Below are 15,706 nucleotides of genomic sequence, written 5' to 3' on the forward strand. Positions count from 1 at the left end.
TCCTCCTTACCGATGCTGTGCTTCTGTGTGGGAAGCTATCAGATTTTCGATTTTATCCACCGTGGGCATTGCTTCGGAAGAACTATGCTGGCTTACAACGATCGAGGCACTGGCACTGCCGTATCGAAGCGCAGCTGCGATGTCCTTTCCGCTGATCAATGCATATAAGAAGGCAGAAGCATAGGAGTCACCGGCCCCAAAGGTTTTCAGCACTTTCGTCAAGTAAGCCTGACTGGCGAACTGCTGTCCACCCTTTGTATAGGCATAGGAGCCTTCCACACCATGCTTGATAACAATCAAATCGGGTTCATGTTGGAACAAATACGCTGTCGTCACTTCATTTGTTCCGCCGCGCTTATGTTCCAGAACATCGAATTCATCACGAGTTCCGATGACAATATCGGATTGCTCGGCAACAAGTCGGTAATAAACAGAGGTTTCTGCTTCGGATTGCCATGTATAAGGTCGGTAATCCAGCTCGAATATGACTTTGACGCCGTTTCGCTTGGCGTCTGCCACTGCTTTAAGGACCGCTTCACGGGACGGGCTTTTGCTTAGCGCTGTTCCCGACACGAGCAGCACCTTGGAACTGGCAATATAGCTTTCGTCCACTTCTTCCGGACGCAAGTATAAGTCAGCGACGTCATCCCGGTACATCAGGATACTGCATTCTTCCGGACTTTTGATTTCCGTAAAAGCAAGTCCGGTCTTATGCCCATCTTTATCCACGATCATCTGGGATGTATCGATTCCGGCATCTGCCATGTACCGACGGATGAAGCGGCCGTGCTGATCATCGGAAATCTTGCCGATGAAGCCGGCTTTCAGCCCGAGCCTGGAGCTTCCGATACTGATGTTTGCCGGTGATCCGCCTACGTATTTCGTAAATGTCATCGTCTCTTCCATCGGCCGGTTATATTCCGTTGCATTCAAATCGATGCAAGCCCGGCCGATCGCTATAATGTCGTAGACCCTGTCTTTTGGGAAATTGTACTGCATGCTTATGAGCTCCTTCCTATTTGAGCATCCATTCATGATCCGGATCGTTATGGAATTTCCAGATCCGCTTCGGTCCGGCCATGACATTCAGATAATATGATGTATAGCCAGCTGGAACACCTACCGGATGATAACCTTTCGGTACGACGACGACATCCTGGTTCTCCACTGCCATCGTTTCATCCAAATCTCGTTCATCGGTATATACACGCTGAAAGACAAAACCTTGGGGCGGATCCATTTCGTGGTAATATGTTTCTTCCAGGAATGATTCCTCCGGTAAGTTATCCTGATCATGCTTATGGGGCGGATAACTGGACCAGTTGCCGCTTTCTGTATAGACTTCCACGACAAGCAGACTATTTGCCGCCGGATTTGTCTCTGGCAAAATATCATGTACCAGCCGCTGGTTAGCACCACTTCCTCTTTGGAGTACGGCGATGCTGTCAGCAGGGATCAATCTTGTCGGCAGCTGTTTTTCCGAAGGGGAATAACAGAATGCAACCGTTGCATCGCTGACAGCTTCTATACGGAACGAGCGATCATTCGAAATATAGACCGCATCGGTCGGTTTCTTTTCAAAAACACTTTTCCTTGTCCCGATATCGGGATAAGATTCCTTCCCTTCCGACACAGTGAGTTTACCAGTCACAGCTACTATGCAGCACTCTGCTGTCCCGGTTTGTTCTTCGTATATAGCGCCCTGATCCATTTCGATCAGTTTGAAGCCTACATATTCCAGACCGGATTGTTCCTTCAACACTTCCTGGACAATCCTGATGCCGTCCTGTTTCGGTGTTTCTTGTTTTTTCTTCAACAGATTTGCCATTGAAAAAGCCCTCCCCTATTCAAAAGTTGGTGTTTTGTAGCGTGCAGTGACAACTTTCTTACGGGTATAGAAATCCACACTGTCTTTCCCATTTGCGTGCAGGGTACCAAAGAAGGAAGATTTCCAGCCCGAGAATGGGAAGAAGGCCATTGGAGCCGGTACACCCAAATTGATCCCGAGCATGCCAGCATCGATATTTTCCCGGAAGTAACGGATGGCGGATGCATTGGACGTGAACAAACATGCTCCATTGGCGAATTCGGACTGGTTGGCGACTTCCACCGCTTCCTTCAAATCCTTCACTCGGATAATGGATAGGAACGGTGCGAAGATTTCATCTTGCCAGATCGTCATTTCCGGACTTACATCGTCAAAAATAGTCGGTCCGATGAAAAAGCCATCCTCACTTGCTCTATCGCGGCCATCACAGACGATCTTAGCTCCTTCATCCAAGCCTTTTTGGATGTATGCTGCTGTGCGTATCTTATTTTCTTCACGGATGACAGGTCCAAGGAATACGCCATCTTCCAACCCATTGCCTATCTTCACGTCCTTGGTTGCCTGCGTCAGCCGGGCAACAAATTCATCCGCTATCCCTTCCTCGACGGTAACAACTGCACAAGCCATGCAGCGCTCGCCAGCAGAACCGAAAGCCGCCCCGATGATGTTCGTGATTGTTTCATCCAAATCGGCATCATTCAAGACGATGGTATGATTTTTTGCACCTGTCAAAGCTTGCACACGTTTCAGGTTTTCACTGCCTCGTTTGTAGACATACTCTCCTACCGGTTTTGATCCAACAAAGGAAATCGCTCTGACTTTTGGATGATCGAGGATGCCATTTACTACATCATGCGCTCCGTACACGACATTGAATACACCTTTTGGCAGGCCAGCTTCAGTGAATAGTTCCACCAGTTTTTGTGTCAGCAAAGGCGTCTTTTCTGATGGCTTCAAGATAAAGGTATTGCCAAGGGCAATTGCCATCGGGAACATCCAGCATGGAACCATCATCGGGAAGTTGAAAGGAGCAATTCCACCGACGACACCAACTGGATAACGATAATTGGCAGCCTCTACATCCGTAGCGATGGCAGCGAGGGAATCTCCCATCATGAGTGTCGGTGCACCAGCAGCAAACTCAACATTCTCGATACCTCGCTGTACTTCCCCCAATGCTTCTTTTAAATTCTTTCCGTTCTCTTTCGTAATAAGTTCAGCCAATTCCTCTTTATCCCGAAGCAAAAGCTGCTGATAGTTGAAAAGAATCCGTGCCCTTTTCGGCACCGGCACTTTTGACCAAGTCTTGAATGCTTCACTGGCCACGCTGACAGCATGATCGATATCTTCCTTCGTTGAAAATGGTACATGAGCGATTACTTCCTTGGTGGCCGGGTTGTAAACTTCTTCATAATCTGTTGCCGTGCTTTCCACCCATACGCCATTGATATAGTTTTTCATTTTCACCGCTACTGTCATGATTGTTTCCTCCCTCTCCTGTTTAAGATAGCTATTTTCCTAGGCAGACATCGGATCAACTTTCAAGCTGTCATTCTATCGCAGTGCCCCTTCCTATTCATTAGTAACTTTTGATTAAGTTTTGGTTGTTTTCTTATTACATCATAATGAATAAAGCGCTTTCAGTCAAATGAAAACTTGTATTTTTCTGAAATGATAATTACTCATTCAAGAAATATTCAAGATAAGATCAAATTTATTACAATCATGGTGCTTAAAACTATTCCATCCAAGTCGATTTATGCTTACAAACTAAAAAACTGCCGAGATTCCTCGACAGTCTGCTGCTTCGCTATTTGGATAAATGTTCATTATATATATTTTGATAATACTTGCTTTCGCCTTTTGATTACTTCTTCTGTAGTAAGCCGGTAATACTTTGCCGAAATACTTATAAATAAAAAAGCGGGACATTCGATAATCAAAATATCGAATGTCCCGGAATAAAGTGTGATCTTATGGATTAGTTGACCATAGACCAGCAGATTTAATGAATGTGCGGCTGTTCAGTTTCAGCTGTGCTACGACAAATTCGGCAATATCTTCTGGCTGCATAACTTTGTCAGGATTACCATCTGTCAGTTTATTTTCATATGCCAAGTCAGTTGCCACTGTACTTGGTGTCAGGGCTGTTACGCGAATGTTATGCTTGCGTACTTCCATCGCAAGAGATTCGGTTAAGCCAAGGACGCCAAACTTCGATGCGCTGTAAGCACTTGTAGCAGGTGCTCCTTTTTGACCGGCTGTGGATGAAATATTGATGATATCGCCGGATTGTTGTTCGATCAAGCCCGGAAGTACCGCGCGCGTGACGTTGTACACGCCCATTAAATTCACATCGATGATCTGTTTCCACTCTATTGGATCAAGATCCATGAATCCGCCAAATTTTGCGATACCAGCGTTATTGATAAGGATATCAACTCCGCCAAGTTCATCTGTCACCTTTTCGATTGCTGCGGTGACATCTTCCAAGCTGGAAACATCCGCTGCTGCATAAGCTGTCTTGACGTTTTCAAGCCCTTCTGCTGTTGCTTTTACATGTTCTTCCGTGCGGCCGATCAAGCCTATATGGGCACCTTCTGCTGCCAGTGCTTCTGCCAAGGCGCGTCCGATACCACGTCCACCACCTGTAATGATAGCTCGTTTTCCTTGTAATGACTGTGCCATGCTGTATGTATTCCTCCTTAAATGAAAAACCATTCGCTCTATATTATCAACCCGCTTGCCAGTTCAACAAGTGTTTTGCTCAATAGGTAAAACAATCATTGTTATTATGTGATAATTCTTTGAAAGCATACCTGTAAGATTACGATGGCAAGCTTATTATCCGATAACAGGGATGAGCAGACCTTCATTTTTACAAGGGGAAAAAGCCTATAGGTTAGATTCAATGAATTCAAGTGTTTTATCAATGATAACTTGCTGATCATGATCAAGGGTTGCAACATGATAGCTGTTTTTCAACGAAAATATCGATTTTCTTTCGGACGCAATCCCATCGTAAATTAGTTGTGCATTAAATGGAGGGACTACGTGATCCTCATCGGAAACAAAAATCAGCGCTGGACAGGTAACCTTGGACAGATTCTCCTTCACCTTTTCCATCAATTGTAGTATTTCCTTCACAGATTGGACCGGAGTCTTTTCATAAGCGAGCTCTTTTACTTCCGGATTTTTGATATCAGAGCCGATGGCATCCAGAAACCTTACATTTTCCAGCTCGTGTACATTTTCCATCGACGGCACTGTTATTGCGGCATTAATCGGAATGATTGCACGGATATCCGGATAATTTTCTGCCATATATAACGTCAGGGTGCCTCCCATTGATAAGCCGGTAACAAAGATTGTATCACATCGCTCCTTCAGCCACTGATACCCCTCTTCAATGGATCCAATCCAATCCTGATATGCAGTTTGTTCCATATCTTCATAGTGTGTCCCATGTCCATCCAGCCGCGGTCCGCAGACAGTGTAGCCAGCTCTGGCATAAGCCTCTCCCAACGGGCGCATACTCTGGGTAGATCCTGTAAAACCATGGGATACGAGTATCCCTATTTTATTTCCTTCAAAGTAAAACGCTTCTGCATTTGGTAGTACTGGATACTGATTTGACATACGACTCCTCCTTATATCGATACAACCATCATGATATACTCAGTTTTTCAATGTCATGCCATGAATGAAAGCGGTTACTATCCATAATAACGTTCCCGATATTTTTAAGCAACGCAAACGTCTTTACATATAAAAAGAGGATGAGCTCAATTTAGCTCATCCTCTTCTTGTAACTTATTTATTCAAGTTGTAGAAAGATGCAAGTCCGCCGTAAATGCCGGATGCTTTCAACTCATCTTCGATACGAAGAAGTTGGTTGTATTTCGCAACACGGTCAGTACGGGATGGTGCACCAGTTTTGATTTGGCCAGCGTTTGTCGCTACAGCGATGTCAGCGATTGTTGCATCTTCGGATTCACCGGAACGGTGAGAGATAACAGCTGTGTAGCCAGCGCGTTTCGCCATTTCGATAGCATCGAATGTTTCAGTAAGTGTACCGATTTGGTTCACTTTAACAAGGATGGAGTTGCCAACGCCTTGCTCGATACCTTGTTTCAAACGTTTTGTGTTTGTAACGAATAGGTCATCACCAACAAGCTGTACTTTGTCGCCGATACGGTCAGTCAACAGTTTGTGGCCTTCCCAGTCGTTTTCGTCCAAACCATCTTCGATAGAGATGATTGGGTATTTGCTAGTCATTTCTTCATACCAAGCAACCATTTCTTCGGAAGTGCGGACAACGCCTTCACCTTTAAGGTTGTACTTGCCATCTTCGTAGAACTCAGAAGATGCTACGTCCATTGCAAGTTTCACTTCTTCACCTGGTTTGTAACCAGCAGCTTTGATTGCTTCTACGATTGTTTCAAGAGCTTCTTCGTTAGAAGAAAGGTTTGGTGCGAAACCACCTTCATCACCAACACCAGTGTTCAAGCCTTTGGACTGAAGAACTTTCTTCAGGCTGTGGAAGATTTCCGCACCCATGCGAAGTGCTTCTTTGAATGTAGGAGCTCCTACAGGCATGATCATGAATTCCTGGATATCAACGTTGTTATCCGCATGCTCCCCACCGTTTAGGATGTTCATCATTGGTGTTGGAAGTGTTTTGGAGTTGAATCCGCCAAGATAAGTGTAAAGCGGTACACCAAGGTGATCTGCGGCTGCGTGAGCAACTGCCATGGAAACACCAAGGATTGCGTTGGCACCGAATTTGCCTTTGTTTTCTGTACCGTCAAGATCGATCAAAAGCTGGTCGATGATCACTTGGCGAGTAACATCGATACCGATCAATTCTGGAGCGATTTTTTCGTTTACGTTAGCAACCGCTGTTTGTACGCCTTTGCCAAGGTAACGATCTTTATCACCGTCACGAAGCTCGACTGCTTCATATTCACCAGTGGAGGCACCACTTGGTACGATTGCAGAACCGAAAGCACCGGATTCTGTTAGGACTTCTACTTCTACTGTAGGGTTACCGCGGGAGTCAAGGACTTCGCGTGCATATACGTCAGTAATGTATGGCATTATTTATTCTCTCCTCTTATTTTTTGATCAGGCTTGAGCCTGTCATTTCTTCTGGCTTCTCGACATCCAATAGATCCAATAGTGTCGGTGACAAGTCGGCAAGGATACCGCCGCTGCGGAGCTCGACGCCTTCTTTTGTCACGATTACCGGAACCGGATTCGTTGTATGGGCAGTCATTGGTTTATCTTCCAATGTGACTACTTCATCGGAGTTGCCATGGTCAGCCGTGATGATGGCATGACCACCTTTTTCAATGATTTTGTCGACGATTTTGCCAAGGCATTCGTCAACTGCTTCGATCGCTTTCACAGTCGGCTCCAACATACCAGAGTGACCAACCATGTCCGGATTGGCGAAGTTCAGAATGATCGCTTGGTGTTTGTCCTGATCCAAGTCATCAAGTAACGCGTCCGTCACTTCATATGCACTCATTTCAGGTTTCAGATCGTATGTGGCGACTTTCGGACTGTCGATCAGGATACGATCCTCACCAGGGAACTTCTCTTCGCGTCCGCCGCTCATGAAGAATGTCACATGCGGGAACTTCTCTGTTTCAGCAATACGCAGCTGTTTGATGTTGTTCTGGGAAAGCACTTCCCCGATTGTGTTATCCAAGTTGACCGGCTTGTACGCTACGTCGCCGTCCACTGTTTCACTGAAATTCGTCATGCAGACAAACTGATCGATAACAGGCGGGTGTTCGCCTCTATCAAAGTCACGGAAGTCTTTGTTTGCGAATGTCCGAGAGATCTGAATAGCACGGTCCGGGCGGAAGTTATAGAAGATGATGGAATCATCATCCTGTATTTTCGCTACCGGTTCGCCGTTTTCCTCTGTAATGACAGATGGAAGTACGAATTCATCATAGATTTCATTCTTATAGGAATCTTCAATGACATCGTACGGGCTCTTATAAGCAGGACCTTCCCCATAAACCATGGCATCATACGCTTTTTTCACACGATCCCAGCGTTTGTCGCGGTCCATGGAATAATAGCGTCCTGTAAGTGTTGCAATCTTACCGACACCGATTTCCTTGATTTTGTCTTCAGTCTGATCGATGAATTCTTTCGCGCTGCGCTGACCGACATCACGACCGTCAAGGAAGCCATGGATGTATACTTTCTCCAATCCATGCTTTTTAGCAAGTTCTAGGAGCGCAAACATATGTTCAATGTGGCTGTGTACGCCGCCGTTGGACAAAAGACCGAAGAGGTGCAGACTCTTATCGTTCTTTTTCGCATGCTCGACTGCATTGACCAGCACTTCGTTATCATAGAAGTCGCCTTCTTTGATGGACTTATTCACACGGGTAAGACTTTGGTATACGATGCGTCCGGCACCGATATTCAAGTGACCTACCTCGGAATTCCCCATCTGGCCTTCAGGCAAGCCAACAGCCTCTCCGCTAGCCGTAAGCTGGTTATGCGGATACTTGTTCCAATAACGGTCGAAGTTCGGCTTTTTGGCATGTTTCACTGCATTACCCTTTTCTTCATCGCGGATACCGAATCCGTCAAGGATGATAAGGGCAGCTAGTTTGTCCTGACTCATTTTGCACCAGCCTCCACAAGCGCTAGGAAGGAATCAGCTTCCAGGCTTGCACCGCCGACCAAAGCGCCGTCGATATCGGATTCAGAAAGAAGTTCGTCCACGTTAGCTGGCTTTACGCTTCCCCCGTATTGGATGCGTACAGCATCAGCTGCTTCAGCGGATACTTTCTCACTTACAACATTGCGGATGAAGGTGCAGACTTCATTCGCTTGCTGCGCTGTTGCAGTTTTACCAGTACCGATAGCCCAAACAGGCTCATAAGCAAGGATGACTTTTGCAACTTGTTCAGCAGATAGACCTTCCAAAGCCTTTTCGACTTGGCCGCCGACTACTTCGTTCGTTTTATCAGCTTCGCGCTCTTCAAGCGTTTCACCGATGCAGACGATTGGAGTGATATCATGCTGCAATGCTGCATGTGTCTTTTTGTTTACAGACTCATCTGTTTCATTGTAATACTCACGACGTTCGGAGTGGCCGATTACCGCATATTCCACACCGATGCTCTTCAGCGCTGTCGGGCTGATTTCACCAGTGAAGGCGCCGCTTTCTTCATAGTGCATCGTTTGAGCAGCGATTTTAAGATCAGTGCCCTCAGTTTGTTTCACCAATTCAGTCAAATACAAGGCTGGTGAACAAACGATTGCTTCCACTTTATCACTGGATGGAATCTTCGCTTTTGTCGCTTCGATGAATTCTTTTGCTTCGGAAATTGTTTTGTTCATTTTCCAGTTTCCTGCGATTACGTTTTTACGCATTGTTTCCCATCCCTTCGTCTTTTTATTTATCGTCTAATGCAGCTACGCCAGGAAGTTCTTTACCTTCCATGAATTCAAGGCTGGCACCGCCGCCTGTGGAGATGTGATCCATTTTGTCCGCTAAGTCGAATTTCTCTACAGCAGCAGCAGAATCACCACCGCCGATGATGGAGAATCCTTCTCCTTCAGCTAATGCCTCACCGACTGCTTTTGTACCGCCAGAGAATGCGTTTAGCTCGAATACACCCATTGGTCCATTCCAGATGATCAATTTGGAATCTTGAACGATCTGTTTGTATTTCTCGCGTGTTTTCGGTCCGATATCGAGCGCTTCCCAATCTGCCGGGATTTCTTCGATGCTGACTTCACGCTTGTTTGCATCTTCGGAGAAGTCATCTGCTACGATGACATCGACAGGCATCACCATGTTAACGCCTTTGTCTTTTGCCTTCTGCATGAATTCCTTCGCCAAATCGATCTTATCTTCTTCCAGCAAGGATTTTCCGATTTCGAAACCACGAGCTTTGATGAAGGTATAAGCAAGACCGCCGCCGATGATCAAGTTATCCACTTTGTCTAGCAAGTTGTCGATGACACCGATTTTGTCTTTTACTTTCGCTCCGCCGATGATTGCTGTGAATGGACGCTCTGGATCAGATAGTGCTTTACCCAGTACTTCCAATTCACGTTCAAGCAAAAGACCAGCAACGGCTGGAAGATGCTCTGCAATACCTGCAGTGGAAGCATGCGCACGGTGTGCTGCACCGAAAGCATCATTCACATAAACATCCGCCAAGGAAGCGAAAGCTTTCGCCAATTCCGGATCATTCTTTTCTTCGCCTGGCTCAAAACGCACGTTCTCGATAAGAAGTACATCACCATCAGCAAGCCCAGCTACTGCTTGGTTCACTTCTTCGCCATGCACTTGATCCACTTTTGCAACTTCTTTATCAAGCAAGTCGCTCAGACGCTGTGCAACTGGATCCAAACGCAAGTCATCCTTCACTTCACCTTTTGGACGGCCCAGATGGCTTGCCAAGATCACTTTCGCACCTTGCTCAACAAGATGCTTGATCGTCGGAAGGGCAGCCTTGATCCGTGTATCATCGGTTACGGTGCCATTTTCCATTGGTACGTTGAAATCCACTCGGCAGAATACCTTCTTGCCGGCTACGTCGATATCGCGGATTGATTTCTTATTCATATCTACGCCTCCTCGAATACTTGTTACCTATGTATCTGTTCCCTCTATGCATTCGCCGTCGGCAGCTTCTGTTCCTTGCATTGACTGACTAACGATCGGCACTGGGCTAGCACCAGAAATCAGGAACTCTAGTATAAGCAGCTCCTTCCGCCTTTCGTTAGGCTTACACATAAAAAGAACAGGCATAGGTCAAAAGGGAGGGAGGTGCTCCTCCCTCCCTTTCTACCATTGCTTATTTACAATTAGATGCCTTTGCTTTTCAAGAATACAGCCAAGTCGACACAACGAGTGGAGTATCCCATTTCGTTATCGTACCAAGAAACAACTTTCACCATGTTATCTTCCAATACCATTGTAGATAGTGCATCAACTGTAGAAGAGTTTGTGTTTCCGATGTAGTCGGAAGAAACAAGTGGCTCTTCGCTGTAACCAAGAACATGGCTAAGTTCGCCTTCAGCAGCTTCTTTCAAAGCAGCGTTCACTTGTTCAGCAGTCACGTTTTGGTCGAATTCAGCAACCAAGTCGATAAGGGAGGCATCTTTAACCGGTACACGCATTGCCATACCGTTCAATTTACCTTTAAGTTCAGGCAATACTAGAGAAACTGCTTTAGCAGCACCTGTAGTTGTAGGAATGATGTTTTCCGCTGCTGCACGCGCACGACGGTAGTCTTTATGCGGCAAATCAAGGATTTGCTGGTCGTTTGTATACGCGTGTACTGTTGTTACTAGACCACGTTTAAGTCCGAATTTGTCATGAAGTACTTTTGCAACCGGAGCCAAGCAGTTAGTAGTACAAGAAGCGTTGGAAAGCACAGTGTGCTCAGATGGGTCGTAGCTGTTTTCGTTAACGCCCATTACGACAGTAAGGTCTTCGCCTTTAGCTGGTGCAGAGATGATAACTTTTTTCGCTCCTGCTTCAACGTGTTTCTTCGCATCTTCACCATTTGTGAAAATACCAGTAGATTCAACTACTACTTCTACACCAAGATCTCCCCAGCCAAGGTTAGCAGGATCGCGCTCAGAAAGAACTTTGATCTCTTTACCGTCAACAACTAGGTTAGTGCCGTTTACGGATACCTCTGCATCAAGGACACCGTGAACAGAATCATACTTTAACAAATGGGCAAGCATATTCGCATCTGTAAGGTCGTTGATTGCAACTACCTCTGCTTCGCTGTTTGCTAGCGCTTGACGGAATACGTTACGTCCAATACGTCCAAAACCGTTAATACCAATTTTTACTGTCATGAAAATTTCCTCCTTGTAATAACTGAATGATTAAAGGGTTTATTATCCCTTTATTAACTGGTTCGCTGCCGCCTCATCCGTCACCAGGATATTGTTTTGTCCCAGTTTGAAGTATGAGGCGATTGCACGAGCTTTCGAGGCACCGCCTGCAATAGCTATTACATGTTCTGCTTTATCCAAGTCCTCAAGCTGTAATCCTACCGTCCGTACACGGTGGACCACATTCCCCTCAGCATCGAAGTAATAACCAAATGCCTCACTTACTGCGACACCGCTTTTGATTTTCGCAACAAGCGGTGCAGGCGTCCGTCTCCGTTTTGCCATCGTCATGGCGTCACCGATACCGTGAATGACCACATTCGAACGGTTGATGATGGACAGGACTTCCTTGACGGAAGGCTCTTCGATAATCGTCTGATAAGATTCTTCCCCGATAGGATCAGGAACATACAGCAAGCGGTACTGGCTTCTGGCGCGTTTTGCCATCGCCGCACAAATCGTATTCGCTTCATTTTCCACCTGCTCGCCAATTCCGCCGCGTGCAGGTACGAACATGACATTCTCCGCTGTATGAATCGGCGGCATCGCTGCTGCCAGCGCTGCCATCGTGGTGCCTCCCGTCACTGCAACCGTATAGTTCGGATGCAGCATACCTTCCAGAAGCTGGGCGCACCGTTTTCCCATCTCTTGTTTTACCCAATCCTGGGTATCACTATTACCGGGGACGACAATACAATTATCTATTCCTAGTGTTTCCCGGACACGCTGTTCCAAAACACTAATTTCAGAGGCTTCGAGCATAAATGCTTCCAATTGCTCGTGAACTTCCAATCCTTCCTCAGTGATCTGTACCCCTTTTGTCGTGATATAGATCAATCCTTGGTTCTGAAGGAAGTCGATTTCACCTCTGACTACTCGTTCTGCAAGATTCATGTTTTCAGCAAGTGTGCGACGTCCCAGCGGCCCCATTGTCTTGACGAATTGCAGGATGCCGTATCTTCGCTGCATAATTGCCAAGACATCCGGGAAAAGCTTTTTTTGTAGATCTATTACCGATCGCATAACATACCCCTTCTTCATAAAGCTTAATGGGTCAAAATCGTCCCAGTATGTCATATATTGTCCCACTTGCTATAAAAAAAATTCCTCTTGCAGGATTATCATAACAGTAAGCCCCTCTACATTCAACTTAAATCAACCGAAAAAAACAATTTATTCATATATTTATTTAACTTAACATTTTCATAACAAAAAAGGCACCGACATTGCGTCGATGCCTTTGTTCTATAATCAAGTGAGTGCAGTTTCCGGAACCGCTGCCTGTTCTTTCTTTTCCCAAGGACGGGAGCGCCATCTCCGGTAAGCAAAGATGCCGCGGAACCATTCGTCGATTCCCATTGCAATCCAGACGCCAAGCAATCCGAGACCGAAGGACACACCAAGCGCATAGCTAAAGAGTACTGCGATCCCCCACATGCTGATGACACCGATGATAGCTGGGAATTTTGCATCACCCGCTGATTTAAGGGAACTCATCAAGACGATATTCATCGCCCGGCCTGGCTCGGTGAAAGCAACCGCCCAAAGAATCGGGATACCTACCGCTAAAATAGCAGGATCTTCGGTGAACATTTGCAGAATAGGTGCACCAGTCAAAGCGAAGCCCATGGAAACAATGAAAGATGCGATCATGGCAATCTTCAATGTTCGCAACCCACGCTTCAATGCCCGGTCGAACTGCTTACCGCCGATATAGCGGGACACAAGCAGCTGGGTACCTTCGGCAATGGATAATGTGAACAAATAGCAAAGCATGGAGATATTATTGATATATACACGCGCTGCCAGGGAAGCATCCCCAAAATTCGCTACGATTGCTGTGATGACAATCTGGGAATATTGATAGGACAAGTTCTCCGCCGCGGATGGAACACCGATGACAAGGATATCCTTGATATCTTTGACATTCAGCTTAATCAAATTCGTTCCTGTAAAACGAATTGCCAAGTAACGGGAAACAAAATAGAACAAAACAACAACCGCAAAAATACGTGCAATCACTATTGTCCAAGATACGCCGACAACTCCAGTGACCGGCATACCGAATAAGCCAAAGATTGCTACAACATAACCAATTACACTCAATACGTTCATTAAGACCGCAACGACCATGGATACTTTTGTACGGCCATTTGCGCGCAGAATCGCACTAAGCGTCAAAGACAAAGATTCCAGGAACAATGATGCTCCACTTATTTTTACAAAGGTAGTCGCATATGCAAGCGTCTCACCTTTTAAATCGAAGAAACTAAGAAATACAGAACCGAACAATACGACTACTGCAGAAACGATCAATCCGAACCAAAAGTTCATTCCGAATGCTGTCCGGGCAGTCTGCCGGGCATGTGCCAAATCCTCAGCACCGAGCTTCTGGCCGATGATGATCATGGAGGCAATAGACGTGACGTTAAAAACCAAAATAAAAATGCTAATCAACTGATTGGCTACGCCGACTCCGGCAGCAGCTAAATCTGAGTAATGACTCAGCATCAGTGTAGCAACGATACCCATTCCCATATGAAGGGCCAATTCAATAAACAGTGGCCAAGAGATACGAAACAACGTTTGCTCAGATGTAGAAGTTGGATGGTTACCCAACAGACATTCTCCTTTTCGTTAAAATCAAACTCACTCTATATTAATCCTTTTTTTGAGAATGTAAAGGGCTTTGTAATAAAAAAACAAAATAAATATTCGACATGAAAATACATCCGTAACAGCATATCTTTCTTAATTTTCAATCAACCGCCACCAATGACCAAGCAAACGTTTTCAAAATAATTTAATAAGACAGATTCCACCTTTCTTACTCACTATGGATAAGAGAGTCGGAATTCCAATTTGCATAAAAAAAGCCCTCTTCATTTGGAGGCCACTGAAAAAGTCCATATGCAAGATTTTTACGAGGGTTTTCTCGATGATAATCGGGAAAACCCTCGTTTTTTCATATATAATGGTTGTATTATTACTAGGTGGTGTTTTCTGTGATCTCCAACCAACAATCCCTTAACCTCAGTCCATTTATGGCTATTTATGATATCGTTGTGCCGCAGGATAATATGCTTCGGCAGATGAATGAACTTGTCGATTTCTCTTTTGTTTTGGAAGAGCTACAAGCAAAGTACTGCCTTGATAATGGTCGCAATGCGGTACCTCCCATTCGCATGTTTAAATACCTCTTACTGAAAACCCTTTGACTTATCAGATGTCGATGTGGTCGAACGATCAAAATAAGATATGTCTTTTAAATACTTTCTCGATATGGCGCCAGAAGATCCCGTCATTCATGCCAGTTCCTTAACGAAATTTCGGATATTACGCTTGAAAGACGTTGGATTATTAGATTTGCTTATTCAAAAAACTGTCGAGATAGCCCTCGAAAAAGAACTTATAAAAAGCACCTCCATTATTGTGGACCCACCCATACAAAAGCCCGATTCAACCAGAAGTCCCCATTGGAGTTCTTGAAGGAAAAATCAAAGCTGCTTCGCAAAGCAGTTTACCAAGTGGATGAACGGATGAAAAAGAAATTTCCTGCCAAACCGATCGCAGAGGACCTTTCTGATGAACTGTCCTATAGTAAACAGGTCATCGAAGCCGTGGAACAGGAAGGGTGTTATAAAGAAGGCGCCAAGACGAAAACGTATTCGGTCACATTAAAGTCTCCTGAGCACCTGGAACAGAAGCTGTTTCAGGAAAGTCCTCATTTCCAGGAGAAAGCGAAAGAACGATATAAGATCGAAGCGAAAAATAGTGAACTCAAGCATAGACACGGGTATGATGTGACATCTTCCTCGGGTCTCGTTGGCATGGAAATGCAGGGAGCCATGGCAATATTCACAGTGAATCTAAATAGGATAATGAAACTAATGAAAGAACCAAAGGGATAAAATCAACGAAAAAGGAGGTCTGTCCGTTCAATTTTGAACAGACGGACCCCTTTTTTTGTTTTCA

General features: G+C 45.3%; 12 protein-coding genes and 1 pseudogene. 1 reads left to right on the forward strand and 12 read right to left on the reverse strand.

Annotated features, from left to right (window positions below; translation table 11 throughout):
* Positions 1-6: 6 nt before the first annotated feature.
* From iolC to AB1K91_RS03245, 12 genes are all read right to left on the reverse strand, one after another.
* On the reverse strand, positions 7-999 hold the full coding sequence (iolC, locus tag AB1K91_RS03190; RefSeq protein ID WP_413088066.1) for a 5-dehydro-2-deoxygluconokinase: 993 nt from the start codon (positions 997-999) through the stop codon (positions 7-9).
* Positions 1,000-1,015: 16 nt separating this feature from the next.
* Positions 1,016-1,828: a 5-deoxy-glucuronate isomerase gene (iolB, locus tag AB1K91_RS03195; RefSeq protein ID WP_413088067.1), complete on the reverse strand. Its 813-nt coding sequence runs from the start codon at positions 1,826-1,828 to the stop codon at positions 1,016-1,018.
* 15 nt (positions 1,829-1,843) lie between these two features.
* A complete protein-coding gene (iolA, locus tag AB1K91_RS03200) occupies positions 1,844-3,307 on the reverse strand; it encodes a methylmalonate-semialdehyde dehydrogenase (protein ID WP_413088068.1) in 1,464 nt (487 codons plus the stop codon).
* Positions 3,308-3,802: 495 nt separating this feature from the next.
* On the reverse strand, positions 3,803-4,516 hold the full coding sequence (locus AB1K91_RS03205) for a 3-ketoacyl-ACP reductase (RefSeq protein WP_413088069.1): 714 nt from the start codon (positions 4,514-4,516) through the stop codon (positions 3,803-3,805).
* A gap of 207 nt (positions 4,517-4,723) precedes the next feature.
* Positions 4,724-5,467 (reverse strand): alpha/beta hydrolase, encoded by a 744-nt coding sequence (locus tag AB1K91_RS03210; protein ID WP_413088071.1) that lies wholly within the window; start codon positions 5,465-5,467, stop codon positions 4,724-4,726.
* A gap of 174 nt (positions 5,468-5,641) precedes the next feature.
* Complete coding sequence (eno, locus tag AB1K91_RS03215; protein WP_413088072.1) at positions 5,642-6,928, reverse strand: phosphopyruvate hydratase; 1,287 nt, start codon at positions 6,926-6,928, stop codon at positions 5,642-5,644.
* Positions 6,929-6,944: 16 nt separating this feature from the next.
* Positions 6,945-8,483, reverse strand: coding sequence for a 2,3-bisphosphoglycerate-independent phosphoglycerate mutase (gpmI, locus tag AB1K91_RS03220; protein WP_413088074.1), 1,539 nt, complete (start codon positions 8,481-8,483; stop codon positions 6,945-6,947).
* The gene (gene tpiA, locus AB1K91_RS03225; protein ID WP_093725667.1) at positions 8,480-9,238 is read right to left on the reverse strand and encodes a triose-phosphate isomerase; all 759 of its coding nucleotides are present in this window, start codon (positions 9,236-9,238) and stop codon (positions 8,480-8,482) included. Before tpiA ends, gpmI begins: the two co-directional genes overlap by 4 nt.
* A gap of 22 nt (positions 9,239-9,260) precedes the next feature.
* A complete protein-coding gene (locus tag AB1K91_RS03230; RefSeq protein WP_413088076.1) occupies positions 9,261-10,442 on the reverse strand; it encodes a phosphoglycerate kinase in 1,182 nt (393 codons plus the stop codon).
* A gap of 242 nt (positions 10,443-10,684) precedes the next feature.
* The gene (gene gap, locus AB1K91_RS03235) at positions 10,685-11,692 is read right to left on the reverse strand and encodes a type I glyceraldehyde-3-phosphate dehydrogenase (RefSeq protein WP_413088078.1); all 1,008 of its coding nucleotides are present in this window, start codon (positions 11,690-11,692) and stop codon (positions 10,685-10,687) included.
* Positions 11,693-11,734: 42 nt separating this feature from the next.
* Positions 11,735-12,754, reverse strand: a complete 1,020-nt coding sequence (locus AB1K91_RS03240) for a sugar-binding transcriptional regulator (RefSeq protein WP_413088080.1) — start codon at positions 12,752-12,754, stop codon at positions 11,735-11,737.
* 228 nt (positions 12,755-12,982) lie between these two features.
* Positions 12,983-14,350: an MATE family efflux transporter gene (locus AB1K91_RS03245; RefSeq protein ID WP_413088081.1), complete on the reverse strand. Its 1,368-nt coding sequence runs from the start codon at positions 14,348-14,350 to the stop codon at positions 12,983-12,985.
* Positions 14,351-14,736: 386 nt separating this feature from the next.
* Between AB1K91_RS03245 and AB1K91_RS03250 the strand changes: the two are divergent.
* Positions 14,737-15,642, forward strand: a pseudogene (locus tag AB1K91_RS03250) (transposase).
* Positions 15,643-15,706 lie beyond the last annotated feature (64 nt).

The sequence above is a fragment of the Terribacillus jepli genome (assembly GCF_047228925.1).
GTDB lineage: Bacteria > Bacillota > Bacilli > Bacillales > Amphibacillaceae > Terribacillus.

Coding starts and splice junctions, on each gene's coding strand:
- iolC (WP_413088066.1), bottom strand. CDS start 999: ATGCAGTACAATTTCCCAAAAGACAGGGTCTACGACATTATAGCGATC.
- iolB (WP_413088067.1), bottom strand. CDS start 1,828: ATGGCAAATCTGTTGAAGAAAAAACAAGAAACACCGAAACAGGACGGC.
- iolA (WP_413088068.1), bottom strand. CDS start 3,307: ATGACAGTAGCGGTGAAAATGAAAAACTATATCAATGGCGTATGGGTG.
- AB1K91_RS03205 (WP_413088069.1), bottom strand. CDS start 4,516: ATGGCACAGTCATTACAAGGAAAACGAGCTATCATTACAGGTGGTGGA.
- AB1K91_RS03210 (WP_413088071.1), bottom strand. CDS start 5,467: ATGTCAAATCAGTATCCAGTACTACCAAATGCAGAAGCGTTTTACTTT.
- eno (WP_413088072.1), bottom strand. CDS start 6,928: ATGCCATACATTACTGACGTATATGCACGCGAAGTCCTTGACTCCCGC.
- gpmI (WP_413088074.1), bottom strand. CDS start 8,483: ATGAGTCAGGACAAACTAGCTGCCCTTATCATCCTTGACGGATTCGGT.
- tpiA (WP_093725667.1), bottom strand. CDS start 9,238: ATGCGTAAAAACGTAATCGCAGGAAACTGGAAAATGAACAAAACAATT.
- AB1K91_RS03230 (WP_413088076.1), bottom strand. CDS start 10,442: ATGAATAAGAAATCAATCCGCGATATCGACGTAGCCGGCAAGAAGGTA.
- gap (WP_413088078.1), bottom strand. CDS start 11,692: ATGACAGTAAAAATTGGTATTAACGGTTTTGGACGTATTGGACGTAAC.
- AB1K91_RS03240 (WP_413088080.1), bottom strand. CDS start 12,754: ATGCGATCGGTAATAGATCTACAAAAAAAGCTTTTCCCGGATGTCTTG.